This window comes from Paraburkholderia silvatlantica (assembly GCF_003096715.1).
GTDB classification, from domain to species: Bacteria; Pseudomonadota; Gammaproteobacteria; order Burkholderiales; family Burkholderiaceae; genus Paraburkholderia; species Paraburkholderia silvatlantica.
In genome coordinates this window covers 105332-131892 of the sequence record NZ_QEOL01000017.1, presented here as the reverse complement: position 1 = coordinate 131892, position 26561 = coordinate 105332, and the positions used below count along the sequence as shown (strand labels likewise).

Genomic DNA, 26561 nt, shown 5'->3' with positions numbered 1-26561 from the left:
ATCCTCAATGGAAAATGGAGGTCAAGGCGGCGGGGTAAAAAGTGGGTAAAAAATCCAAAAACAACAAAGGGTTACGGACTTTCATCCATAACCCTTTGATTTCTTTGGTCGGTGCGAGAGGATTTGAACCACCTACCGCCTGCACCCCATATCACGCTCGCAACCCTGCTCGCCGAAATCCCGAACGAATGACACGTGCGCCTTGTTCCAGTGTGTCGAGGTAATCGGCCCAGGCTTGCATCATCTTTTTCCGGACCGGCAAATACTCCGCGAAATTGTAGGCACCCCTCACCTCGTCGCGCTCACCGTGTGATAGCTGTCGCTCGATTGCGTCACCCGGCCAACCTAGTTCGTTGAGCAGCGTGGAAGCAGTGCTGCGAAATCCGTGGCCCGTCATTTCCCCACGGGTATATCCGAGACGGCGCAGAGCGGCATTCACCGTGTTCTCGCTCATCGGCCTTTCGCTGGTCCGGACGCTGGGAAAAAGGTAGCGTCCATGGCCATTGACAGCATGAAGCTTTTGAAGGACGGTAACGGCCTGCTTCGAGAGCGGCACAAGGTGCTGCTCCTTCATTTTCATACGTGCAGCTGGAATACGCCACTCACCCTGATCAAGGTCGAATTCGGTCCATTCAGCCTTGCGAAGCTCGCCGGGGCGAACAAACGTCAGCATGCCGATGAGAAGCGCGCATTTCGTTTCGAAAGCTCCTTGATAGTCGCGGATCGCGCGCACAAGCGCACCGACCTCCTTGGGGTCCTTGATCGATGCATAGTGCTGCTTGGGAGCCGGCTTGAGTGCCTCGCGAAGGTCCGTCGTAGGGTTGCGATCTGCCCGTCCGGTCACAACTGCATACCGGAAAATCTGTCCGCACTTCTGCAAAGATCGATGTGCCGTATCGACAGCGCCGCGTTTCTCGATTCTTCTCAAAGCGGCCAGCAGTTCAACCGCGGACTCGCGCGCCACAACCTCAAAGCTGTTCGCCGCCTGATCGCTTTCCGCCCTCTTCTGCGCCTTCCTGGCTTCGCCTGGGTCATAGCCCGCTGTGAGTTTCTTTCGCGCCTCATCGCGCCGGTCACGGGCTTCTTTCAGGGAGACGTCCGGATAGGTCCCAAGCGAAATCAGCTTCTCCTTACCGCCGAAGCGATACTTCAATCGCCACCACCGCGACCCGTTCGGATTCAGGAGCAGGAAGAGCCCTCCGCCATCGGATAGTTTCGTGGGGCGAACCCCTGTCTTGGCATTACGGATTGCGGTATCAGAAAGAGGCATGGGGGTAACTCCTGTTTTCAGCGTAGAGTTACCCCCAAACTTACCCCCATGAAACGCAGGAAGTCAACGGACTGCGGCGATATTGCAAGGAATGGGACATAGGCCGAGAGGCCGGTCCAGCAAGGGTTTCGGAGATCAGGACGGAACATGTGCCGTTGATCATAATCCGTCCTCGGAGTAAAGCATAAGATGTCCGCTACGCAGGCAGTTATGCCGCAAGGAGCTGCCTCAGGAAAACATAAATTGGCCAATCGGACGCGAATAAAGCATAAATCGACCAAACGAAAAACTGCCTGAGTAGCAGGCAATTTTCCCGGCGTCGAGGCGATCCACTCTCTGGAGAGTGGATCGTGGGTGCCGAATCGGGTCCGGACTGGGAGTCGAACCCCGCGTCACAAGCAAATTTCTCGACCCCATCAAACCTCACCGATGAAGGCCTCTCTGCCCTCGAACGATGTGGCGCAACGGCCGATCAGGTTGAAGCCACGATGTCAGCTGGCATCCCCACTGGACGACGGCGATACATTGCACGTTCGCGTCCGCAATCTGTGCTTGGTGTAAGTACGAGCGCAGATCAGTGCGTGACGGCGTATACCCGGCAACCCAGTTCCGCCTCGCGGAATTTTGTCGCCGAAATTCAACCGGGCGAGGTTCGCAACACGCTCCCCTTTCTAACTTTCTGGGTACGAATTTCGTGTTGCTGGGCCAGTATTGCAGCCTAGTCCACAATAATTGCTTCTTTAGGACCGTCTGGTTCGGCAGCCGCAAGGTCATCTACGATTTGCCATTTCAGATATGCCGTCGACACGACTTCTTCGATCTCATCCCACGCTAGCCGCCTCAGATTTTCCTGCTTTGCGCCGCTCCGCCAGCCCGTATCAACGGGTTGGCGGACGATCCACGAAATAAACGAGCGGCGAACCACCTCCTTGGACAGCAGTTCCTCACGTGCAGACGACAACCACCAACGAACTTCTAGCGGACCGCGAGCTTCCACCAGCACATCGCTCTCACAGCGGCCGATTTGCTTTAGTTCGGCGCGGCGACGACGAAGGGTATTGAAACTAGCTCGCTTCTTCAGCATACCAACGGGAATAGCAACAAGAACGCTCAAAACACTTATGCCGTATAGGGCCATGAATATCACCGGCAGTGGTATTCCTGTCCATCGACTCAGCCCATATAGCCCCGATCCGATTATCCCAATAAGTCCCGCGATCACGAGCGCTATCTTTGTGGCCGATCGAAGCATTGCACCGTACCGCGGTCGTCGGGTCTTGTGCCAATGCCTAGCCGCGCCCAATATCGTTTCGGGCGCCAATCTCGTTGGCGTGTTCCGCAGCATGTAGCAGATGCTGGTGCGAATCGCATACGTCCACGCCAAGGCAAGCGACGCCCATAGAAATAGGCCAACCCTGACTTTCGCAAAATAGCTGAGGACGACTGTCAGCGAGGCCAAAGCCAAACCCGCCCACAACAGCAGCATCACAAAAGAAAATATGCTTCGGTTGATAGATTTTCCGTTCGGGTGCGCCGCTCGCCGCATGGCCGGCGCCGGTTGACCGATCAAGCCGGGAGACTTCACAAACAGCCCAGCGATTGGTACCAAAGGTTTAACAACCAAGTACGCCAAGACTATCGGGCGTCGTAGCCGCCTGCACCGTTTCCAAATATTCTCAGCGCCTATGGACGATGGGAGACGAGCAACAACTGCCTCGATGCGCCAAAGATCTGCGAGTTTCCTCGCATCCAGTATCTGGTTGGCAAGTGAGAGTCTGACCCACGCAGCAAGGTCGGAAGAAAGGTTCCCGAGATAGCTCAGATTCTCAAAGGCTATCCGGTGCTCAAGTTCCGAGGGCTCCTGTATCACTTCGGATGTCTTACGTTCTATTTGTGCTGCGCTGGCAAGACCGTAGAGTGTCAGTGCTGTATGCTGGTTCACGAGATCCCCGCTCGACCAAAACCGGTCTAGCGTTTCCTCGACGACCAACGACAGCGCATCGGGACGTATGTCATGTCGGTTGCGCAATCCGTCTTGAAGCAGTTTCAGCACGTGCGCGTATGTCGAATCTTCCAGAGCAAAGTACTCGAACTTTTCTCCACCGAAACTACTAGCGACGGTTGTGACTTCAGCAGCAAGCACTGGGAGTCGCTTAATCGCGTCATCCAGATAAGGCTGAATGATGCAGGCCGGCTGTGTCTGAAAGAGCGTAACCGCATATTCCCTCCAGCGTCCGTCGCAGAGCATTGTCTCGCTTGCAACAGGCAACGCCTGGGTCGCAACTTGCTGAACAACAAGTGCCTCTTGGTAACGCCTGTGTACGAAAGCGAAATGGGAAGTCTCTTTGCTGCTTAGCCACGTGTCAGTTCGCAAAACCTTCATAAATACCAGCGCATCGAGCAATTGGCGGATCCGGTCTTCGTCGATGAAGGTTTGGCGGAGGTGATGACTTAACTGCTGAACCGACGGAGCAAGTCCGAGCTCCCTGTTGACCGCAAGTACACGCGCAACGTGCCGGGCCATGTCGAGGGCTTCCCCGGACGAAACATCCACGCCCGGCAGTTCACTCCCATCCGATGTCAGGTTCTCAAGATGTCGATTAAGCAAGTCAAGATCATTGCGTGGAAGTTGCCCTTCCGCTGTGATGTCGGCGCACAACAGGGCAAGGAACATCGGATTTCTGAAAGCATCGCCGCCCCGTTTCGCAATATAACTTCTCACCGCGCGACGACTCTCCCGATTCGCCAGCGACTGGACGATCATTCTCTCCTGACGCTCGGTTGAAAGCGGAAGGACGTGAAAGCGCGTCCATTTTTCCAATGGCGGAGCCTTGTATTCACGTGATGCCACCATGACGCGACAACGCCCAGTGACGTCTGCAAATGCCTGGATCGCCTCGGCATACTGCCGAACAACCTTTGACCCGTTGCCCTCATGCAAAACAGCGGGAATTTCGTCAAAGGAGTCGAGCAGGAAACACCACTTCCCGTCTCGGAGATACTCATCCCAATGCTTCTGCACAAATTTGGCAGCAACACTGTCTACAACTGCATTGGACCGCACAAACGCTTCGATTGCCTGTGCCGTCGGAGTCACATCCGGAATTTTTTCCAGTCCGCGGAGATTGACGTAGAGCGGGATGACATGCGAGCCACGGGCCTTTCTTGCCAGCAGGCCGAGATCCATCGCCAGCGTTCGCAGCGCAATGCTCTTACCACTTCCCGGTTCCCCAACAAGCAAAATCCGGCTAGCCTTGCTGTTCTGGATTGCATTTACAAGGCGATTGACTTTACGCCGACCATCAGTCGGTCTATCCAGCAGCTTGGCGAGCGCGGAACTGTATTGCTGCCCCTCGACCTCAATTTCGGCCTCCAGGTCGGTAAAGGGTATGCTGCTCCATGATTCAGCATGATTCAGACTGTCGATGCGATGCTTGAGTACGTCGCAGATATGTTGTCGTTCGCGCCGCGCGGGCCCTTGCTCACCCGCGCTCAAGCCCCAGTTATCCGCGAACATGGTCCACTGCGCCAAAGCCGTGTTTATCCATCCAAGCGCTGAGCCGATTATCCGAATTAGCCCAATGATCAGCCAGACAATCAGGACGATATTTGTCAAGGTGAGCGGATGATGGCCAACAATCGAAGTCCACAGCTTTTCGACTACCCCGAGTATTGATTGAGCATCGAAATTCAACGGGACTATTGATTCGGGTTGCGCCGCTCCACCATCTGGACTATTCATTTTGGTTAGCCAATGAGCAAATGTACACCTGCAAGTTTAACGGCCGCTATCCAGAAATCTTTTACTCTGCCACACCTCTGTCGGACGGAAGCGCACCGGAATTGATATGGTCCCGAGGCAGCAGGACTGGGTACGCGAGGTTTGTGAATTCATTATCGATCGACGTGGCACGGAGAGACCATCAGCACGGTCGCCGGCAACCACCCCGAATCCGGTGATTCGATGCCTCTGCTCTTCGAGCGCAGGACAGTCTTGCCGCTGAACCCGACGACCACTGTTATAACCCCAATTATTGAAAAAATAACCATATATAGTGTTACCCTTGCCATTTTCTCCTATATGCAGTATTTCTTGGTGGTAAGTGGGGTTGCGCTTCCTGTGTGCAGACTTTTTCGCGAGTTCAGTCATGAGCAACAAAAAAGATAGCAACAACCTGTACGTCGAACGCCGTCCCCAGGGGGACTACGCTGTCCGGAAACCGGACTCCGACAGAGCTAGCGCTGTCGCACCAACCCAAGGGCAGGCAATTGAGCGTGCAAAGCAGTTGAACCCGGACGCAGCGATCCATATCGAACGGGTTCGTAACACTAACGGCGGACACCCGGACAAGTGGCGAAAGGAATAACGCGCGACCATCGAGCCAGATTCTTCGCTCGCCGCCCTGTGGCGTCCCAGGTGGTAGGTAGCCGCGGAGCTTTCCTGCTTCAAAGCCAGCAGTAGCCAGCAGATAATCAAAACTATGGCAATCGCTGGGCTTGTAAACACCGGTCCGGAGCACGCCTGAACGAGGTTGTTTTCGCCTCGCAACCCATACAGAGTGTTGAGCATCTGCTTGGTCGTCTGCGGAACTCAATCGGGTGGAGAAAGTGCTCTTCGCCCCCCAGGCGGCACATCTTTATCTATGGCGACCGCGGGCTTAGCAAATCGTCCTTGGCTACGACGGCCGCAAACCAGTATCAGACACCAACTTCAGGTATATCGCCGCAGGAAGACCATGCGTCGAAACTGAGAAGCCTCCCGGGCTACCGAGCGACTCAACGGAGGAAGTTAGGGTATCCGGAAAGGACGTATGCCAGATACAACGCCTTGAACGAGACGACATATGGGATGGGAGTACACCGAATTCCGACGTGAGAAGCTTTATGAACGGGTGTGGACCGAGCCCCTCACCACAATCGCGAAGCACTACGGGATCTCCGATGTCGGTCTGAAAAAGATATGCGCGAAGCTTGGTATTCCGCTGCCGGGGCGGGGGCACTGGGCAAAGCTTGCCGCCGGGCACACGCTGCAAAGAACACCGTTACCGCCCACAACAGGAGCGACCACCTATCGTCGCTCCAGATATACACCGTCGCGTGACGAGGCATTCGACACACGTCTTCAGGACAGCCTTCAAAAAGACTTGCCGCCGTCGGTGCCGAAACTCCCGATCCGAACATCCATCGATGACTGTCTACCGCTGGTCAAAAAAATTGCGACGAAACTCAACGGGAAACGTCGTGATATGCGCGGCTGGCAGATGTGCGAGGGCCCCGGATTGATGTCGGTGACGGCATCGCCCGAGAACTGCCTGCGTGCAACGTTACTCCTCAATCTGCTGCTGGAGTCTCTACTTGGCAGCGGTTACTCGATCTCGAGCGGAACAAATGCCACCGAGCCGGCATCCGTCACAATCGTGGACTGCCGATTGTCGTTCAAGGTCCGTGAGCGGAGCCGACGAGAAGCCATCGTGCTGACACGCCAGCAACGCGAGGAAAATGAGCGACTGGGATTTCAATGGAACAGCCAACGGTACGAATACCATACGACCGGCAGCTTCGACATTTCCGCGACGCCCTCCAATAGCGGCTATGAGTGGGCGAAAATCAGCAATTCGCCGTCGGCTGCAGTCGAAACGAAGATTGCAGCGTTCATCGTTCGCCTCAGGGAACTGGCAATCCAGCGGCGGGTACAGTCAGAAATAAACGAAGAACGCCGCATCGTCGCGGAAGCCAAAGCTGCAGAAGAACGTCGGCAGGCAGAGATACGCCGGGTGGAACTCGAGCGCCTCAAGTTGGTTGAAGAATGGTCCGGCAAGTATGAGCGTGCAAACCGCTTGAGAAATCTTGCTGATGTGTTCGAGGCCAAAAAATTGACTTCGTCCGACCGCGTCGTTGATGCTGGATGGATTCGGCGGGCAGCGGACTGGTTAGATCCAACCGTTTCGTTTCACTGGGATGACGTCGACGAACCTTCCGAATCTGACCAGAACTCCTGACGTTTAATGAGCAGTGCCACGGTCGCCCGCCCTGCCGATTGCCGCTCATACCACCACATCTGCAATCGCAGCGGCGGCGATCTTCGTGCCCAACTAGCCCTCTTGCCCACCACCTTACTGGTTGTGATGCCTTTGGTTGTGGCCATGGGCTACACCGGCGTTGCGGCGAGAGTTCGTCTATCTCTGTACAGCATTCGAAGTAACAAGAACTGCTACTAGGAAGAACATCAGCGACAACGCTGCAAACGAATATGCTATACGCTTTGCCCTTTTCGATAGGCGCAGGTTCACCACTTCGGCATGCGTACGTGCAGCAGGCGCCTTCGTCAAGAATCAGTCCACTGACGGCAAACTTCCTCAATTACGTTTGGCCAGTGTATTCGCTCCTGTTCCAGACGACGGCGTTCGCCCCATCGTCCGGCTTGAAGATCGGACAGTAGTTGCGCCTCGTCCTTCGTGAGATTCACGGCAGGCCGCTTGTCCTGAGTCGGCTCCTCGGTCAGGAGATGTCGATGCGACTCGATGACCCCCTCCGTCATCAGAACCGATCTCAGATGTGGGAAGATGCCACGGGCCCGGGACAGAATATGCAATCCCCACGTATCAATGTCCCCCCAGTAGAGGACATCCGCAGCGAGCGCCCATTCTATTCCCCGTAGAGTGGTCACATTGTTCCCGAGCGCCATCACGACCGCCACCCCTTCGATATCCGGAAGTGCCAGCCCGCTCTCAAGGTTCTCGACAATCAGTAGTCGCTTTGGTGGATACCGAAACACATGGTTCCACTGGCCTATGGGAATCTGAAGATCCTCCATGCCCAGCAGTTGCTCGCGAAGCCCGGGATCGAGCAGTCTCATCCGCACCGTATCGGGCGAACGCCTCAGCCCCATGACCTCACGAATATCACCGTCCTTCCCCATAAGGATCCGAACCAGGGGTTCCACGACACCACGCCGTCCCTCGACCCATTTCGTGTCTATGTCTATCAGTGGCAATTGGCGCAGGTAGAGTCCACTCGCCGGGTTCTGCCTGCACCAGGCCAGCAATTCCATCAGTCGCCGGAAATCATCGTCAGACCAGTCGGCGGTTCTTATGACAGCATTCGTGCAATCGCGCTGGCCGGCCAAAACCGGATACCGCTCGCCCATCCTCTGCCACCGCATATGAAGGGTGTCCCAATACCGGCGCAGTCCTGCGCAATCCGCCACCGCCTGCGCATCTTCGAACAACACCCTTTCCGGTATCGTGACGTTGCCCATGGTCCGCCAGTTCACCGATCGCCACACGGCAGCGGCCCTTCGCCCTTTATCCCTGGAAATCCTGTCGAAATCATTCCATGCACCAAGCCAGGCCCGCATGGCCCCGGGTGCGTTGGCCGCTTGCCTGTCCGATGGGCTGCGCAGAGCAACCGATAACGGCCACGAGCCCTCCGATGGCTGCGCCAGCCAATCAGCCTGATGACGCTCCAGTTGACGCCGGCATGCAACCGCGAGATCGTCGGGCAGCAATGCGCCGCCGAGTTCACCCAATGGCATTAGTCCTCGCTCTGCGGTATTTCACCGCCAGCGTTACCTCTCTCTTCGGATCGCTGGTGGCCAAGGCCGACCAGCCGCCGATGCGCCATGTCGTACTCGATCGCCACCGCTCCAGAACTGTTGCGCAACTTGTTGCTAAAGACATGCGCACCACCGATGAATGGCTCGAGGGTTCTTACTGCCTTCATCGGCGTAGCCATCAGCATCTGGAATCCGAATGTATTGAAGATGTTCAGCGTCATTGCCGTGAACTCGCTATCGGCTTTGTCGAACGCCTCGTCCATCAACACCGTGCAAAACTGCGGCAGCGGTCTCTGCGTTCCCGCGAGCTGATAGCGCAATGCTGCCGCGAGGCACGTCGCAGCCAGCTTTTGTCGCTGTCCGCCTGACTTACCGGCGCCGGACTGAAAAATGTCGCGCACACGGCCATCAGCATCAAATTCTTTCGCCACAAATTCAACGTGCTGCCGTACATCGAGCACGAGTGCTTTCCAGCGTTCGTCCTCGGGCTTGTCGCTATGCAACCGCTGGACGATTGTATTGAGCGCCTTAAACTGCTCCTCGCGCTCTTCGCGGGTCGCCTCCGGCCTGATATTGCGCTCGAGGCAGCTCTTGAGCTCCGCCAGGAACGCGGTCACATCCGGCAGCGTTCGAGGCCGGTTCTCCAGAACCAGATAGGTACCGGCGTTGAACTCCGACTGTGACAGGGCGTCGTTGACAATATTCATGCGCCCCCGTATCTCATCCTTCTCGGTAATGAGACGCTGCCGCAGTCTGGCCAGATGGCGATCGCTCTGCTCGTTGAGCAGCCTGAAAAACCGCTCCTCGAAGCGGGGCAGATCGTCCTCCTCGATTTTGGCTAACAGCTGGGCATAGTCTGACCAATCGTCCAGCGTCGCTCCCATATCCGCTGCTGCCATCTTGTGTTCACGCTGAAACGTACGGAGAACTTCCTCAAGCAGGCTCCGGTCATTTGCTTGAGCCTTGTCGGCGTCGTTCCTTCTGTCCTTCAGTTCACTGCGCGCAGACAGCCGCCGCTGCTCCAGGTTCTCCAGCGTCAGGCCGTCCAGATGGCCAAACAATAACTGGATCTCATCCCCGTCTACAGGCGGCATACGCACATCGTCGCGCGTATTTTCCCGATCCCGGATCAACCCGTTGATCTGCTGTTCAGTATCAGCGAATTTTTTCTTTTCGGTTTCATGCGCGCTACCCGCCTGGGACGCCTTTACCCCCTGCGCCTGGATTTGGCCATCGAGTTCCTGGATCTCAGGGTGTGAACGTTGCGCCTCCTCTATCTGGTTCAGCAAATGCTGCACCTCGTCGGCCACGGAGACGTCGTCGATGTCCTCCCAGACCACCTGCGTCAATTCCGCCGCTGCGTTCAGCTTCTCCCGTTCCTTGTTCTGCGTCGCCTGGAGTTCGGCTAGCGCCCGACTGGCTTCTCTTTCAACCTTCTGCTGTGCGTGGATTTCATCGAGAAGCTCAAGTTTTTTCTGCTCGTTGGAGAAACCGATAACCCAGTGCCGGCGTTCATCAAGGCGGGTACGGTCATTTTTTTCGTGCCGTGCACCGCCCCGCTTGATCTGGCCGTGCAGGCTGATGGCCCGTGGTGAATTACGAAACTCTTCAGCCGTTTCTGCGCACACGAACTCGCCGTAATGTGAAGCTATCTCGTTGCGCAGCCAACCGCCGTATTCATCCGCCGACGAATCCAGCATCCTGCCGGGAGCCTTCGGACCATTATCGAAACGCTTCTGATGCGGGCGCATACGCAGGTAAAGCACATGCTGTCCCGTATGATTCGACTCGAGCCAGTTCACAACTCCCGGATAGTATTCCTCCGGCACAAGAAACGAGCGGGTAAGAGGAGCCAGCAAACGCTCCAGAGCACCTTGCCACTGCCTGAATTTCTCGGGCATGTCGAGCAGTTCACCGCCGAACGGAAGTGAGGCGGGATCCAGATTCAGGGCGAGTGCAATCTGGTCGCGGACATTGACCAGTTCACGTGGCAAGTTCGATTTTCTCTGTTCAAGCGATGCCGCATCAGCAAGCAGTTCCTTAAGCTGCCGTTCCGCCTCAAATCTCTTCTGGCGAAGTTCCTCGGCCTTCACCTCGGCTTCTTCGCCAGGACCACGATCCCGCAGCACTCCAGCGCGGCCGACACATTCGCCAAAATGACCCGCATCTTGCGGCTCAGGCCACCCGAGCGTCTGGAGCCAGACTGACACCCGTGCACGCGCTCGGCGGACCTGCTTCAGTTGCGTTTCCTTCGTGACCAGCTGGGACTGTAGTCCCGCGACGTTTCCGTCGTTCATGCCGGCACGCTGCGTCATCAATCGCTGGAGTTCGGTCTGGTCGTCGTTCGCCTTCCGGGCCAATGCATCGACGCTCTGACGCAGCCCTTCGAGTACGATCTTCAACTCGTCCACGCGCCTGCCACGCAACGTGTATTGCAGGTATTCGCGGTGATGGTCAAGTTGCGTCAGCAGTTCGTCGACTCTGGCGACCTCCGCGTGGTGCGCCCGATACCGCTCATGATGCGAACGTGCGAGGTTCAGCAGATCCCGCTGCTCACGAGCCTCCACGACGTCCTGGTGGGCCGCTGCCAGCGTGTTGAAGTCGTCGCAGAGTGCTTTGGCGAGGCCGAACGTCTGGGGCTCGTCCAGCATATTGTCACGCATGAACGCATTGATATCGCCCAGATTCTTCGACGACTGCGTCCTGTGAAGCAGTCGCAACGCCAGGTCGTGGTCGATACCGAGGCGCGCCTTGAAGCGCTCACGGAAGGACGCGTGCGTATCGAAAGGTTTGACTTCAGGAAGATGCTTGGCAAACGAGCGCAGGTTGTAGTCGGCCTGCATGAAGAAGGACAGCTCCTTGAGACTGAATGCCCGTTCAATCACGAAGAAACAGTGTCGCACGTCCTTTGCGAGTGTCGACTTACCCTTGATCCACCACATGCCGACCAGCGTCAGCATCTGTCCCTGCGCATTTGCATACACTTCGGCGACCGCGCTAAGGGTGGTATCGGGCCGCAGGTACTGCGCCGCGATGATCCCTTCTTCGGATTCCTGCGTAGCCCAGGCCCCACGCACATAAGTGACCATCGTCCGATCGCGGGTGACTTTATCGTTACCACGGGCTGCAGCATTGAATTCCGAATTCGGCGGCGCCATCAGCGCCGAATGCGCATCGAGAATAGTCGACTTGCCCGATCCGGACGGCCCAACAAGCAAGTGTCCGCGCGGCGAAATATCGAATACGTGGAGCTTGCTGAACGTTCCCCAGTTCATGACCTGCATTTGCCGCAGCCTGAACTGCTGTTGCCCCGCTTCTTCGAGATTACGATCGCTCCATGTCGGGCGAGGCTCCCCTTCCCTACGCGCTGCCCCGTCCGTCGCCACCGGCGACAGTTCCGGATCCTCGAATAACTGGGCTGTCTCCACGTTCGCTCACTCCCCGTCCGTCACACTGTCTTCGTCAAATTCATCCGGCTCATCGACGCTCGGCATGCTCCCCGCGCCATCGTCTACTGCTGGTCTCCCGTCTGCCTGTTCCCTGATACGCCGATAGGTCAGCGACAGTTCGCTTATCTGCTCGTGCGAGAACACCAGCTTGAGCGCCGGCGACACCTCGAAGCGGTCTCCGCTATTGCGAATCAGGCGCAGGAAGTTGTACTTTTTGGCCTTTTCAATCGCTGCCTCGACCTGCCTGCTAAAGCGGGCCCTGTCAACATTATCGCTAGCTTCGTATGCTTTCAGATGATCGACCATTTCGGACCGGGAAATCGTTGCGCGGCGGCCTTCGGCTTCAGCCAGCGTCAGCTCCATCCTCAGGAAAAGCACCAGAGCGGAATCGACGAAGGTAAGCCGGACTTCCCGTAGAAGCTGCGGCACGTCGAGTTCCGGCGCATAGACCGGGCGTGCAAATGCGATTTTTTGCTCCCGGTCGATGACGAGATCGAGGAAGGCCGCATGCAGCAACTGTCGCAATCGCAGCTCGTGGTCGATCAGGACTGGCCAGAGTCTGCTGTGACGTTCGTCGATTGAGGGACCACGAAGCAGCAGCGCGTACGCCCGGCGCACGTCATACGGTAACGTCGACGAGTCGCCTTCGAAGAGCGCCCTCTCCTGGCCGCCGTCGACTGGACGATGGGGCTCGTCGTCCCTTTCATCAAACAACTCCTCGCGCCCGTCGAGGTCACTCACTTCGGGCGCGTCGTCTATCACGTCCGCGATACCTGTCCGAAATTCGGTCCCGCCGCCCATTCGCCGGAAGGCGGGTTGACGGCTATGGCGTTTGCTAATCGAGGTCATTCAGGCAGTCCCTCGTAAACAGTATCTGTGCAATCCGCGCGTGGCGCACGACGTCATCTTGTCCGGCCCACGACACCCTTTCCCATGGATGGAATTCGCGCTCGCTGTTCTGGAGCACGATACCGTATCTCTGACCGAGCGACATATAGCCGACTATCGAAGCAAGTCCCTGTGTGATCTCAAACATACGGGTCAATTCTCCAACGCTCACCTGACTGCGTTCGGCTAGCGCGAACCGGACGTTCTGCTTGAGTAGCGGAATGTCGATATCCGCGTTGTCGATCATCTCACGCATGACCTCGAGGTCGATTTCCGGCGCCTCGGCCTCACCAACCGAAGTTTCTCCGGGGCGCTCCTGTGGGTCGGCGAGTACCAGTTGCGCCACCGAACGCAAGCTGCTGGTCGATAACGTCAGGGTGAAATCGAGAGTCCGCCCATTGGTCAGTTGGTCCTTCAGTGCCAGTGACTCCGCAATTGCGCTGCGGATCAGACGCTGAATCTTGCGCTGCTCCTGGAACTCCCGACTTTGCACAAAGGTTTTCAGACTACGGCTCAGCGTCGCCATGACGTCCTGAACCATCCCACCTTCGACCAGCAACGTCTCCGTCACGCGGAAAAGCCGCCGGCGTTCATCGAGGCCCAGTGAGCGGATGAATGGTCGCGACTCCAGCGCTTCCAGCGCCGCCTTTAGCCCTTCAAATTGCGAAGGGTCGGTCAGCAAACGCCAAAACGCGAGAAAAGATTTACCTTCGTCACTTTCCGCAATCACGTCGCTCCCGAGGAAGACTTTCTCCAATACCTCCCCACGCGATCCATCATGCTCCACCAGTTGACGGCGCAAGTCGCGATTGAGGCGTTCAAATGCTTCACGCACCCGCCTGAAATCGACTGCAATCGCCTCAGTCATCGCAACGATATGACGCCCGCGTTCGCTGGCACGAACGGGATCCAGAGGCGACACACCATGCTTCATGACATGCCGGATTTCCTCGGCAATACGTCTGGACTCCTCATGGAGAGCCGTCAGGCGAGACGCCGGATCCGGGTCGGTGTCGGAAGCCAGGCGGAGCACAGAATCGATAACGACCGCGAGGCCACTTTCAGTAGCCGCCTGCCTCGGCTCAAGCTGTGCCCTGACCAGTTGCAGCGCTGGCACGACGTCTGCCGAGAGCTCGTATCGCTCCTCGCTAGCCCCTTCCGGAAAACTGCGAGCCAGCCATTTGGCCTGTACCCACTCGGCAACCAGAATCTGCGGCGTCTTCTCGATATCCTCCCCGCGCGCACGCAGTCCGTCCAGCTCGATCGAGAGCTTCTCCATTAGACTTGCCGAACCCAGCTGCGTCGAGCTTTCGGAAAACAGCGATTGCAATAGCGCCATGGTCAAAGGCGCCTGATGGGAGCCGAGCAGCATCCACATCGGTTTCTCTCGTATTGCCTTCAGTTCATGCAGCGCCAGTGCGGTTTTCATGTCACGCTCGTCTTAAGCTCAGCCTGCGCGAGTCGGTCCTCGGATCTGCGGCTATCTCTCCGGGCCACCCAGAGTGACCCCTTTATCTATAGGTGAACTTCCCCGTCATTTATTCGTTGCTCCCTCAACGGCAATAATGGCTGCCGCGGATCTGTCACGCCATGTACGCCGAAACGACGCGCCCCCACCCGCATCAGTTCACTGCGCCTCCAAAGCGAACTGCCCAAACTCCTATCAGCCCTCTGACTGTACAGATCACATCGAACTGCTGCCGGGGAAGGTGGTGGATCTACGCTTATTCGCTTGCTCGTGGCTTCCGGAATCCTTCGACCGCGGCGCGATTCTTGAGGGTTATCTGCTGCACTTCCGGGCACCTGCCGTCGCTGTCATCCAATCCAAGCTGCCTAAGAGTATAGAAAAGGAGCGATTGCCTGCAACGCAGATCGATTTGACCATCTTCCATACCATAGTCCAGCTCGACAACACGCCGACGCTGCTCGCCAAGCTCGAGGTTAGCAATAATTTCTAACGTGACGATCGTATTCCATTCGTGGTCCTCTTCCTGCCCACGACCAGGCTGCTCCGTAGCTTCGACGCGCAAAATGCGAGCGATCACAAAGTCGAGGAATAACTCCCGGATATGGCAATACGCCCTCACGTGCCAACGGAAGCCGTCAAAGGCAATCGCATGGGGTGTGATGACTCTACTGATAGCGTCGGGGCGCGACATCGACTGATATTGAATTCGCAGACCCTGGCGTTCCCGAATTGCTCTGAGCAGTGCGGTCAGCACATTGACATCAAGAATCCGGGTTGGTACTGGCACGACCGCTACGGACGGCCACCATCCGACAAAAGTCGCATCCCTTGGCAGCACCCCTGTGGCAGTCGCCAGCAGCTCATTCAGATAACGCGATGGATGGCTCACCGGAAAGACCGGCTTGAAGTCCGGCATCGCCACATACATCTTTGTGCTGCGATCGTACTCCATATTTTGGGGACATATCGACTGATACCTCGAAATATCCAGTGATGCCTGAGGGATGGATATGCCAAAAAAGTCGGTGAGATCGCCGCGATTCAGACGCCCTTCCCATTGCAGCCGAAAGTCGATGAACTCAAGCCTACGCTCTTGCCCCCAACGTGACCCTGTTTTTGGCTCGCCACTGCCAGGCACGGCGTTCGTTTCCAGTTTCCTGTTCATGTCCCGAGTGTGCCACAAATGTAGAAATTATACGCATCTAAAAATTATTCGTATAATAAGGCTACGCACACATTCATTGTAGCCCGCGCATGGACGATCAGCAGAATCCGACGCCGTTCCACATCCTTGCCCTGTTAGGCGGAGGCTACCGCGGCCTGTATACAGCTACGATCCTGCGGCGACTTGAACAGTCGTTTGGACAACCGCTTGCCAGGCACTTCGATCTTATTTGCGGGACTTCTGCTGGGGGATTACTCGCGTTGGGTCTGGCTGCAGAAATTCCGGCCGAAGACTTGGAGACGATGTTCCTGCGAGACGGCAAACGAATCTTCGATTCCCGAGGTCCGCTGCGCCGCATCATCGGAAAATGGGTAATAGCCAGGCACTCCCCGGCTGGACTTCGAGACGTTCTCACCGAGAAACTTGGAACGAAGATGATGGGCGACCTTCGACACCGGGTGTTGATCCCTGCGGTCAACTACAGCAAGGGGGGCGGCCAGTTCTTCAAGACACCGCATCTACCCAAGTACGAAACCGATCACCAACACAGCCTCGTCGACGTCGGACTGGCAACTGCGGCGGCCCCGACATACTTTCCGCTGCACCGAATCGACGGCATTGGGGTATTCGCGGATGGCGGCCTCGTCGCCAACTCGCCCGGCTCCGTCGGGCTGCACGAAGCGCGACGGCTACTACGCGTCGACGACAACGTTCCGGTCAGGGTTCTTTCCATCGGAACGATGACGCGCGGCGCTACGGTGCGCGGTTCTGCACGCCTCGATCGAGGAATATTCCTGTGGGGCGCCAGGATTTTCGATCTTGTCATTTCGGCTCAGGAAATCGCAGTCCACGACATGTTGACCCATGTTCTCGGAAGCAACTACTTCCGGATAGACGATAACGCCACGCCGGACCAGAGCAGAGACATCGAGAAACTCGATGTCGTTACAGCGGGGGCAACTCATGTTCTCCGGGAACGAGGGGCGCATGCCGCCCAGCGTGTGCTCGGCGACCCGGCACTCGAAGCGTTCCGAAATCACCTGGCAACACCACCCATGTTCTACCACGGGGCTAACAAAAACGCAGGAGCCGTATCGTGTTGAATCTGAGTTCACTGTTCCATTCGACCGTCGAGGATTCGACGCTGTTGTCGAACATCGAATTGACGCTCCAGGAGCGATCCTTCATCGCGGAAGCGAAGTCCGCAGTGCGGATTTGCCTGCGGGAAAATTTGATGCAGGTATTGCACAATCACGGCTACACCGGCCCGACAGTGCGACCGCGCTTCTTCACGCAGGGCTCTTGGGCGTACAAGACGCTTAACGCACCGGCGCAGCACCCACAGCAAGCCGATGTCGACGACGGGACGTATCTGCCTCTCAGCTTCGTTTCGCAAACGGCCAGGCCGAGTGTCGCCAGCGCGATCTTCTTCGCCGCAGCAGAAGAGGCGTTGCGCCCGCTCGTTCGGGCGCGTGGCTGGAAGCTCGTCACCGACAAACCAACCTGCATCCGGATCGAAATCTCGGCTTTCGCACACGTCGACATTCCACTGTATGCGATTCCGGACGACGAGTTCGACAAACTTCAAAAGGCCGCGCTCAGCCAGTATGGGTACATCGCCCTGGACTCGGCCGTTTCGGCAGCCGAGCGCGATGCCTGGACCGAGTTGCCTCGTGATCACGTGCTCCTGGCTCACCGCGAAGACAACTGGGTGAAGTCCGACCCCCGCCCGGTGAAGGACTGGTTTCTTGACGAAGTGGAACGACACAGCGAACAGTTCCGACGAATCGTCCGATATCTCAAGGCGTTCCGCGACTGGCAGTGGGTATCCGGCGGTCCATCCTCCATCCTGTTGATGGCTGCTTCGGCCCCAGTGTTCGACTCGCGCGATCGCCGAGATGATCTCGCGCTTCTGGACCTAGTCGACAAGCTCCCTTCCGTGCTGCGCGACGGCGTATCGAATCCTGTCGACACGGGCGAGTCGCTGACGGACCGCCTGGGTCGCGATGGAGTCGAAGAAGCCGCCGGTAAAATCGAACTCTTCGAGACGTTCCTTCGCAGTGCACTGGGTTCCAGCAGTTCCAACCAGGCATGCGCGTGGATGATTCAACAGTTCGGCCCGAGATTCCCGAACGCACCGTCCCGGGTTAAGGTTGCCTCTGTCGCGGCAACCGTGCTTGCGACACCCATCAGTGCAGTGGCGTCGCCGCTTGTGGGTGGGAGCCAGGCCGGATGAACGCCAATAACACGAGTGGTGCGCGCATATCCCGCGCGCTCGCACAACACGGCTTTCTCTACAAAGGACGTACACCGGACAAGTGGTACCTGTTCGACGGGGTGCTACATGTAGACGGCGTCGCATATCCAGTGAAACTGTCCGTCGACCCGCTCTGTCAACGGTTGCCGCTGATTCATCTGACGCCGGTTCCAGAACGGCTGAAACCTGTCTCACCGCACATTATCGGCGGCGGGTTCCTTTGCTATGCCGCAGCGGGTTCCATTACCCTTGATGTTTTCGACCCAGACGGTCAGGTACTAGCGTGCGTCGAACGGGCCGAACATGTGCTCGGGCAGATACTTCGCGGCGAACCGACAGCGGATCTTGAAGAAGAATTTTTTGCATACTGGCCTGTGGCAGGCCACTGCCTGCTCGATTTCGGGGCCAATCCGGCTCGACCTTTACACGCCATTCTGCTCAATTCCCCTGACAGCACCCGTCCGTTCGTTGCTGTGACTGACGATCCCACCGCAACAGCCGAAAAGCTCAAGACCATCGGTGCATCTATCGACGACAAGCATACTGTCGCCGTCCGTCGTGTCATCACACCCGCCCACCCTCGCCCACTCCAGGATCAGTGGCCTCCGCGAACAGTCGCAGAATTGCTGCGTTGGCAATCGGCGCTCAATACAAAGACGCGCAGAAAGCTTGAGCAAGTGATTCATGCCGAAGCCAGGACGCGCGCGAACAGCGTTTTATGCGTAGTGGAATCTCCAAAGTTCAAGTACGCCTTCATCGTTGTGTATGACCGCCAGGCGCGAGACAAACAGACTCGCTCATCTTCGCTTGAAGTTGTCTACGCGAGCAAGATCATCCCACTGTATTGCCTGCGAATGGACGATGCGTATATCGCCCAGCGCAACATTCCAGAGCAACAGACACTTGCCGGCAAGCGCATCATGCTGGTCGGCTGCGGAACCATTGGTGGTTATCTCGCGGAGTGCCTGGTCAAGGCCGGCGCCGGTACGGGAGGAGGTGAACTCGCGCTTGTCGACTACGACGTTCTCCTCCCTCAAAACATCGGTCGTCACCGTCTCGGGATGAATCATGTTCTTCACAACAAGGCGACAGCTCTGGCTGACGAATTGAAGCGTGGCGCTCCTGGTACCAGTCTCCGACCGCTGCCCGCAGACGTACTTCAAGTCAACCTGCTTAATGCGGAATTCATCATTGATGCAACTGGCGAAGAGGCACTGGGACACCTGCTCGTTCAACGGCTAACGGGACAGCATTTCAGGCCATCACTTACGGTGTGGATCGAAGGACCCGGCACGGCCATTCGTGGGCTGCTACGTGACTCCGATAGCGCCGCCTGCGTCCGATGCCTCAAAACCGACGATAGAACTGCCCTGTATCCAGTTGTTGAGGGAGAAGTCCCACTGCGCCTCGCCGGCCACGGGTGCGAAAGCCTCTATGTCCCTTTCCCCGCCACGGTCTCGTTGCATGCGGCCTGCCTCGGAACTGAAATGATGCTCGATTGGGTGCGCGGCACACCGGCCCCTCGCCTGCGAACATGCGTCCTTGACAGTCAATATAAGAAAGGGAACGACGATACAGATCCTGAACGCAGGTTATCTTGTCCTGCATGCAGATCATGAGTTCGTGGGCGACACCTGATAAGCGAGTCCTGGTCCTATTCTCCGATGCTGTGACCGACTTTCTCTTCGCTTTTCGCCAGGATCGACATCAACCGGAGGCCGGAGGGATTCTCCTCGGACACCGGCGCGGAAATCATGTCGAAATTACCCACGCTACTGAACGTGTATTAACAGATCATCGTACGCGCGTTTCCTTCGTTCGCGAAAACCACGGCTACCAGGAAAAGGCCGTTGAGTTATGGAAGAGCAGTCACGGCACAATTGGGTATATCGGAGAATGGCATACTCATCCAGAAACCGTGCCTTCCCCGTCACTCGTCGATATTAATCAATGGAGTCAGCTCCCATCGCGTAACGCGAACAATGCCGCCATGCTCGGCGTTATCGTCGGAATCACTCGTCTTTACGTTGCAGTCCTGCGCCAGAATCCGCCACCCACGATCCTGCAACCAGAGCGTGATGTTAAGCGTTCGTGAGAATGCCTACCGGGGCATTACCCATTGACGGTAGACATCATCATTGCGTATTCCACGCCAAACCGAACGCTGATTCCACGGCAAGCCGAGCACGGATTCCACAGCAAAGCGAGCGCAGATTCCACGGCAAACCGAGCAGGGATTCCACGACTGCCCGAGCGCGAATTCCACGCTTAACCGAGCAGTAAGCTGGAGGGACGGCGACGCGGGATAACCATGGCACTCTCGACGATTTTGTCGGGCGTGCGAATGTCGAATAAAAGGTTATCCATGCGTCAAATCAAGGAAGTGCTGCGCCTGCGCTTTGTGTGCGAGCGCAGCCAGCGCGAGATCGCGACGACGATCGGCTTGTCGAGCGCAACGGTCTGGGACTACCTGGATCGTGCCCGGCGCGCGCAACTGGACTTCGAGAAGGCGATCGCGTTGGACGAGGCGGCGCTTGAGGCGCTGCTGTTTCCGCCGCCACCGTCGTTAAGCCGTACACGCCCGATGCCAAACTGGCCGTTGGTGCACCGTGAGCTCGGCAGGAAAGGCGTAACGCTCGACCTGCTGTGGAACGAGTACAGGGCCCAGGAACCCGAAGGCTACGGCTACAGCTGGTTCTGCAAGCATTACGAGCGATGGGCGGCAGCCCTGCCGGTCACGCTGCGCCAGACACATACGCCCGGCGAGAAGCTGTTCATCGACTACTCGGGCAACAGACTGGGGATCGTTGATCCGCACACTGGCGAAATCCGCGAGGCGGAGTTGTTCGTCGCGACGCTCGGTGCGTCCAACTACACGTATGCCGAAGCCACCTGGACCCAGCAGCTCGAAGACTGGATCGGCTCGCATGTGCGCGCATTCAACTTCATCGGCGGCTGTGTCGAGATCCTGGTCCCCGACAACCTGAAGTCTGGCGTGCATAAGGCCGACTTCTACGATCCGGTTCTCAACCGGACCTATGGCGAGATGGCCGCCCATTACTCCATGGCGATCATCCCGGCCCGCAAACGTCGGCCCCGCGACAAGGCAAAGGTCGAGCAGTCGGTACTCCTGGCGCAGCGCTGGATTCTGGCGCGGCTGCGCAACCAGCGGCTGTTCAGCCTCGACGAAGCCAATCGCGCTAGCGCGGCACTGCTCGTCGACCTGAACAACAGGCCGTTCAAGAAGCTGCCCGGCTGCCGCCGCAGCGCCTTCGAGGAGCTTGATCGCCCGGCACTTCGCCCGCTGCCAGAAAGGCCTTACCAGTACGCGCAGTGGAAGGTTGCCCGCGTCGGCATTGATTACCATGTCGAGCTTGACGAGCACTTTTACTCCGTCTCGTACTGTCACGCCCGCGAGCAGGTCGACGTGCGCCATACGAAGACGACTGTCGAGATCTTCCTGCGCGGCCAGCGTATCGCCGCTCATGCCAGGAGCGAACGCCGCGGCCATCACACCACGATCGACGCGCACATGCCGCCGAATCATCGGGCGGCCACCACCGAGTGGAATCCGCAACGGCTGATCAACTGGGCCGTCGACATCGGACCGCACACCGCAGCGGTCATCGAACACCTGCTTGGTGGCCGTCAGCATCCTCAGCAGGCGTACCGCGCCTGCCTGGGTGTACTGCGCATGGGCAAGGACTACGGCCGCACGCGGCTGGAAGCCGCCTGCCAGCGCGCCATTGATCTGAAATCGCCAACGTACCGCTTCATCGCCTCGACGCTGAAGAATGGTCTGGAATGCAAAACCGAAACGGCCGCCGCCCAGACCGAACTGCCGCTCGCTCACGCCAACGTGCGCGGTCCGTCCTACTACCACTGAAAGGAGATCATTGACATGCTGCATCACCCGACCGTTGAACGGCTGCACGAGCTGCGCCTGTTCGGCATGGCCGCTGCGCTGGCCGAACAGCAATCCCAGGGCAGCATCGACCAGCTCGGCTTCGAGGAGCGCCTGGGACTGCTCGTCGAACGTGAAGCAAGCGAACGCCAGTCGCGCCTGCTCTCGGCGCGGCTGCGTCGCGCGAAGCTGCGCTTCCCCGACGCGGTACCTGAAGACATTAACTACCGCGCGCGCCCCGCGGGCTGGATCGCGCGCTACTCGCCCGACTGCTTGCCGGCGAATGGATACGGGCGCACCAGAATGTGATTCTGGTCGCACCAACCGGGCTCGGTAAAAGCTGGCTTGCGTGCGCGCTGGTCAACCAGGCGTGCCGGCAAGGCTTCTCGGCCAGCTACCTGCGCATGCCGAAGTTCAACGAGGAGATGGCCATCGCACACGGGAGCGGGGGCTACGCGAAGCTGCTCTCGCAATGGGCCAAGACCGACATCCTCGTCATGGATGACCTGGCGATGGCGCCGCTGTCGGATTCGGCGCGGCGCGACCTGCTCGAAGTCCTCGACGACCGGCACGGGCGGCATTCGACGATCGTTACCAGCCAGATTCCAGTCGACAGTTGGCATGCCGCGATTGGCGATCCGACGCTTGCTGACGCCATTCTCGACCGGCTCGTTCACAACGCGCATCGCTTGACGCTCTCGGGCGAGTCGATGCGCAAGCGCCGAAATGGTTTGACCACCGACGGCGAGGAGGAGTAAAAGAGCTCACCCCGCGTCGCCGCGTCCGCAGCGCTCGCTTTGCTGTGGAATCGCTGCTCGATTTGCGCGGAATACGCAATCATCATCTCGGCTTCGGCGCTGCCGAGAACTGGTTAGCGCTGGACAACTCGGTTTTCGACGCACATCTCTTCGGCCGCGAACTGGCCGGCAATTTTGTGTTGCTCGATTCTGCGCGAGGAATCAGCGATGAAAAGGCGTTGAACCGACTGCGACAATGGCCGCAGCGTGTCGGAAACCACGACGTACCTGCGGAGCCCGCGACCAGACCACCTCGCTAACGCAAAGAGATCGAACGCGATGATGGTGGGCTCGCGCTGGAACACGGGCACGACTGCTTAATGGGGTCGCGGATTGGGAGTCGAACCACGCGCCAGAAGCAAGTTTCCGGACCCCGTCAAACCTAAGTCTCATCCTCTCCCCACCAGCGAGAATTAGCAGCCAAGTCCAGAGCAATCGTGTCGGCGGTTAGTACGAGGAATGATTCACCGGCGTCGAGTTCAAAAAAACGAGCGCAGCATAGGCTGCGCTCGCTCGAGTTCTTTCGGCATATCCGTCTGCCTAAATATCGTCGTCCACGTTGGCGGTCCGCATCACCGGCGCGCACTGCAGATAGATCGCGTGACCAGGCAGCGTGAACGGGCGCCCGTAGGGGATTCCTATCAGCGACGGGCCCGGGAAGCTGTCGAGAACCTGCCTCCAGCGCGCCGACACTATCTGCTTGTGCGTCTCGCCCTCGGCGTAGTCGCGCGCCGCAGCGATCAGCGCTCCAATGAGCGCGTCATCGTCGTCGATGTCTATACGCAGGTGCAGCTTCGCCTCGTCCAGCATGAGCGGCTCAGCCGCCGGCGGCGTGATGAGTTGAAGTGGCATACAGATGCATCGACGTCGCCGTCTGGATGCCACCCGCCTTCCTGTCGATCGGCCAGGGGAAGACGGGGCAGAAGCTTCGTATCGAAGTTGTGGGCGAGCTGAGGGCGGTTGTTGATCGCACCCGTGCGCGGAAGGTCGGCCTCAAGGTCGTCAGCACGCGCTCGTGATCAACGAGAAGGGTGAGCGCATGACGCTTGGCGCCCTTCAGAAGCGATTCAGCGCGGTCCGAGCACGCGCCGGCGTACCGACAGACGACTTCCAGTTCCGCGACCTACGCGCGAAGGCTGGGACGGACAAGACAGATTCGTCGGGTGACATCCGCCAGGCGCAGCGGCAATTGGGCCACAAGTCGCTGACGATGACCGAGCACTACGTGCGCAAAAGGCGGGGCGAAAAGGTCGGGCCGACGCAATGAATGCGGCGGTGCATCATGCGATTTTGCGGAAAACATCGGCTTTGCGGAAAAAATCGATTGTGTGCCGTTGACCATAACTCGTCCTCGGAATAAAGCATAAGGTGACCGCTATATAGGTAGTTACGCCGCAAGGCGCCGCATCAAGAAAACATAAATTGGCCAATCGGACGAGAATAAAGCATAAATCGACCAAACGAAAAACTGCCTGAGTAGCAGCGCAATTTTCCGGGCATCGAGGCGAACAACTCTCTCGGGCGTGGATCATAGTTGCCGAACCAAGTCTGGACAGGGAGTCGAACCCAGTGTACGCAATAGCCGCTCGGTTGAGATAGCGTCAATTCTCCAGTGCCAGACGCACGAGCTTTTCCAGAATGCTCATTTTCGAGTTGTCGCCGGCAACAAGCACGCCATTTGTCAGGGTGTGAAGGTAGACTCGCACGAGGCGATGGTCCAGCAAGTCACCCACCTTCTGTTTTCCGTCCGCGCCATACACCATCACATCACGAATACCTGACAGGGCGTCCCCCGTCCCGACGATGCCGCCAGCGGGGGGAACAAATGTCCGCACAAAGAGCCCGCAGTCCTGAAGGGCAATCTTTGTTCCTGTTTTTTCGCCGCGCATCTGGTGATCTGGGCTGTACATCGACATGTAGTACGGCAACATGTTGAAGTCTCTTCCCTTCGAGTAATAACGCGCCGTCTCTCCCGCATCACGCCTGCGTTGCAATCCTGGTTCCTGAGCAGCGAGAGCGGATTCGACGGACGGATAGGCATTGTTCAGGATGATTCTAGGGACGAACTCCCCCCACCATGCCGTCAGCCGCTCGCCCGTCGCTGGATCGACGACCCAGAATTGCCCATCCTCAATCATCTGTTTGCCATCAGGCTGCAGGAACGGGAAGCGATCGACAAAATCGAGTGCGGCCACCGTATCGCGAGACCAAGGCGATCTTTCGGTGCTGCGCACGGCAATCCCGTCGGCGGTCAGTTCAACCTCCACGCAGGCAACAAGTTGCTTTGCCTTGCGTCCCTGTTGAAAAATTCGTCGTGTGGCCAGCAATGTTAGATGGCCACTGCGCAACTCTACGGGCATCGACGGCGCAGGAACTGGCTTCTGGCCTAGCAGGCACTCCTTTAGTGACAGCTCGACCAGGCAACGCTTCAACGCCTCCTGGAGAGTCACGTCGCCTGAGCGACCGGGTGAAAGCCTCTCAAGAGATGCAGGGCCGTAATCGAGACCCTGCATCGCCACAACATAAGTCTCCTGCTCCATCAACTGGGCAAATTTCTTCTCGGTGTAGGTGTCGGCCACCGAGTCGCCCTCCGACAGCTTGTTGTACGCTGCACTTGCTGCCACGGCTTTCGCCTGTAGCAAGCCATCTGCCTTGGAAGCCAGCCTGATGCTGGTCTTCCCAAGCTCCACTTCGCCATTGAGAAACAAATAGTTCATTTCCTTGCTCAATTGCGCGGGAGCAGCGGCGACGCCCGTAACGGAGCCAGCCGTGAAATTCGTACGCTCGCCGAAGGAACTGGTCCATTTTGGAAAGAATTCAGGTATTCGCTTCAGCGGGGCCAAGGCCTCTTCGGTCAACTGTTGCTCAGTCGCGTTCACCACGACAAGTGGGCGCTTCAACCCCGCAAGTGGCTCGAGCGGAATATATCCGTCATCGACGCAATGCGTAGCCACAAACGTCTCCACATTCGCCGGGACGCCTGCCCGCTCAAAGAGACTCAGTGCAAACTCCGTCAGGATGTTCAGGTAGTACAGTCGCGTCTGACGGAATTTCACCGAGTCCAGGCTCACGCCCGTCATTGGATATTTCCGCGCATCGTCTTCAGAGAACTCTGACGGGACAATGCGTGTAACGCCAATAAGAAACCCATTTCCGGCTTCGGCGGCAAGCGTTTCGGCGGAAGTGCTGCTCCGTGAAGCCTTCTTTCGCGTAAAGGACTTCGCAATGAAATCACAAACGATCTGCTGATATTTTGGGCGGATCCTGAACTTCGCTTCCGCGAGATTTAGTCTGCGTGCACCCGCCTTCGGCAGGCTACCCAGATAGACGCCCGGGCCGAATCCACCTGTCACAAAGGTCTGTTCTGGGTCATACGCGGCTGCCTCCAGCAACTCCCGTTGGAGCATCAGCTCGACAAACTTTACGGGTTGCGCGCGAACAGCGGCAATCATGCTCTCGCGGTTGAGTTTCGGCTTGGGGCCCAGATACCAGGCGTCGCTCGTCGTCATCGTGAAAGTCAAACGACTCGCCGCGCGCTCGTCCAGCCCAAGTTCGCTGGCAATATGCTGACGAACGTATCGTGCTCGGTCCCTGTAAAAATCGGGAGCCAACTCCCCGCCACCAGCTGCCTTCGCCGCTTCCGCAAATTGCCGTAGATCGATGGAGACAGGAACGATAAGGCTGTCTCGGGATGCTTCCCACCGCGCCAGCTGAACCGCCGCCTCTTCAATACTGACGTCAAGCCGTACAGAACTGAGCCGTGCGACCGCCCCGGATCCCTCAAGGTTTCTTATTGGCATACTTGTGA

18 protein-coding genes and 1 pseudogene are annotated in these 26561 nt (G+C 57.8%); 10 read left to right on the top strand and 9 right to left on the bottom strand.

The features are described 5' to 3' along the window. Window positions 1–151: 151 nt before the first annotated feature. Together C7411_RS22200 and C7411_RS22195 are read right to left on the bottom strand one after the other, a co-directional pair. Window positions 152–1270 (bottom strand): tyrosine-type recombinase/integrase, encoded by a 1119-nt coding sequence (locus C7411_RS22200; protein WP_110386210.1) that lies wholly within the window; start codon window positions 1268–1270, stop codon window positions 152–154. Window positions 1271–1988: 718 nt separating this feature from the next. Then, window positions 1989–5012 carry an NACHT domain-containing protein gene (locus tag C7411_RS22195; RefSeq protein WP_133253688.1) on the bottom strand — a complete coding sequence of 1008 codons (3024 nt, stop codon included), beginning with the start codon at window positions 5010–5012 and terminating at the stop codon, window positions 1989–1991. A 406-nt stretch (window positions 5013–5418) separates the two neighbouring features. Between C7411_RS22195 and C7411_RS22190 the strand changes: the two genes are divergently transcribed. Further along, window positions 5419–5637, top strand: a complete 219-nt coding sequence (locus C7411_RS22190; RefSeq protein WP_110386208.1) for a DUF2188 domain-containing protein — start codon at window positions 5419–5421, stop codon at window positions 5635–5637. Between the two features lie 477 nt (window positions 5638–6114). Next, window positions 6115–7269, top strand: coding sequence for a hypothetical protein (locus C7411_RS22185; protein ID WP_110386207.1), 1155 nt, complete (start codon window positions 6115–6117; stop codon window positions 7267–7269). A 326-nt stretch (window positions 7270–7595) separates the two neighbouring features. On the opposite strand, the gene C7411_RS22180 is transcribed toward C7411_RS22185, so the two are convergent. From C7411_RS22180 to C7411_RS22160, 5 genes are all read right to left on the bottom strand, one after another. Next, window positions 7596–8804 carry a Wadjet anti-phage system protein JetD domain-containing protein gene (locus C7411_RS22180; RefSeq protein WP_110386206.1) on the bottom strand — a complete coding sequence of 403 codons (1209 nt, stop codon included), beginning with the start codon at window positions 8802–8804 and terminating at the stop codon, window positions 7596–7598. Beyond that, a complete protein-coding gene (locus C7411_RS22175; RefSeq protein WP_110386205.1) occupies window positions 8804–12253 on the bottom strand; it encodes an ATP-binding protein in 3450 nt (1149 codons plus the stop codon). The genes C7411_RS22180 and C7411_RS22175 overlap by 1 nt, the downstream gene beginning before the upstream one ends. A gap of 6 nt (window positions 12254–12259) precedes the next feature. Further along, window positions 12260–13123 (bottom strand): DUF4194 domain-containing protein, encoded by an 864-nt coding sequence (locus C7411_RS22170; RefSeq protein WP_110386204.1) that lies wholly within the window; start codon window positions 13121–13123, stop codon window positions 12260–12262. Further along, the gene (locus C7411_RS22165) at window positions 13110–14591 is read right to left on the bottom strand and encodes a DUF3375 domain-containing protein (protein WP_110386203.1); all 1482 of its coding nucleotides are present in this window, start codon (window positions 14589–14591) and stop codon (window positions 13110–13112) included. The genes C7411_RS22170 and C7411_RS22165 overlap by 14 nt, the downstream gene beginning before the upstream one ends. 295 nt (window positions 14592–14886) lie before the next feature. Further along, window positions 14887–15795: a helix-turn-helix transcriptional regulator gene (locus C7411_RS22160; RefSeq protein ID WP_110386202.1), complete on the bottom strand. Its 909-nt coding sequence runs from the start codon at window positions 15793–15795 to the stop codon at window positions 14887–14889. Window positions 15796–15884: 89 nt separating this feature from the next. On the opposite strand from C7411_RS22160, the gene C7411_RS22155 reads away from it, so the two are divergent. From C7411_RS22155 to C7411_RS22125, 7 genes and pseudogenes are all read left to right on the top strand, one after another. Further along, window positions 15885–16898 (top strand): CBASS cGAMP-activated phospholipase, encoded by a 1014-nt coding sequence (locus tag C7411_RS22155; protein ID WP_110386201.1) that lies wholly within the window; start codon window positions 15885–15887, stop codon window positions 16896–16898. Continuing rightward, window positions 16892–18031, top strand: coding sequence for a CBASS cGAMP synthase (locus C7411_RS22150; RefSeq protein ID WP_110386200.1), 1140 nt, complete (start codon window positions 16892–16894; stop codon window positions 18029–18031). The genes C7411_RS22155 and C7411_RS22150 overlap by 7 nt, the downstream gene beginning before the upstream one ends. Continuing rightward, window positions 18028–19671, top strand: a complete 1644-nt coding sequence (locus C7411_RS22145; RefSeq protein ID WP_110386199.1) for a ThiF family adenylyltransferase — start codon at window positions 18028–18030, stop codon at window positions 19669–19671. Before C7411_RS22150 ends, C7411_RS22145 begins: the two co-directional genes overlap by 4 nt. Beyond that, complete coding sequence (locus tag C7411_RS22140) at window positions 19659–20147, top strand: Mov34/MPN/PAD-1 family protein (RefSeq protein ID WP_110386198.1); 489 nt, start codon at window positions 19659–19661, stop codon at window positions 20145–20147. Before C7411_RS22145 ends, C7411_RS22140 begins: the two co-directional genes overlap by 13 nt. Window positions 20148–20396: 249 nt before the next feature. Further along, complete coding sequence (istA, locus tag C7411_RS22135) at window positions 20397–21938, top strand: IS21 family transposase (RefSeq protein WP_110386256.1); 1542 nt, start codon at window positions 20397–20399, stop codon at window positions 21936–21938. 15 nt (window positions 21939–21953) lie between these two features. Next, window positions 21954–22714: pseudogene (gene istB / locus C7411_RS22130) on the top strand (IS21-like element helper ATPase IstB). Window positions 22715–22758: 44 nt separating this feature from the next. After that, window positions 22759–23013, top strand: a complete 255-nt coding sequence (locus C7411_RS22125; protein WP_243413284.1) for a hypothetical protein — start codon at window positions 22759–22761, stop codon at window positions 23011–23013. A gap of 280 nt (window positions 23014–23293) precedes the next feature. On the opposite strand, the gene C7411_RS22120 is transcribed toward C7411_RS22125, so the two are convergent. After that, entirely contained in the window at window positions 23294–23605 is a 312-nt protein-coding gene (locus tag C7411_RS22120; protein WP_110386197.1) for a head-tail connector protein, read from the bottom strand. Window positions 23606–23768: 163 nt separating this feature from the next. Here C7411_RS22120 and C7411_RS38320 point away from each other — a divergent pair, with 163 nt between their 5' ends. Continuing rightward, a complete protein-coding gene (locus C7411_RS38320; protein WP_243413283.1) occupies window positions 23769–24020 on the top strand; it encodes a tyrosine-type recombinase/integrase in 252 nt (83 codons plus the stop codon). A gap of 334 nt (window positions 24021–24354) precedes the next feature. On the opposite strand, the gene C7411_RS22110 is transcribed toward C7411_RS38320, so the two are convergent. Further along, complete coding sequence (locus C7411_RS22110; protein ID WP_110386196.1) at window positions 24355–26553, bottom strand: hypothetical protein; 2199 nt, start codon at window positions 26551–26553, stop codon at window positions 24355–24357. Window positions 26554–26561: the final 8 nt, after the last annotated feature.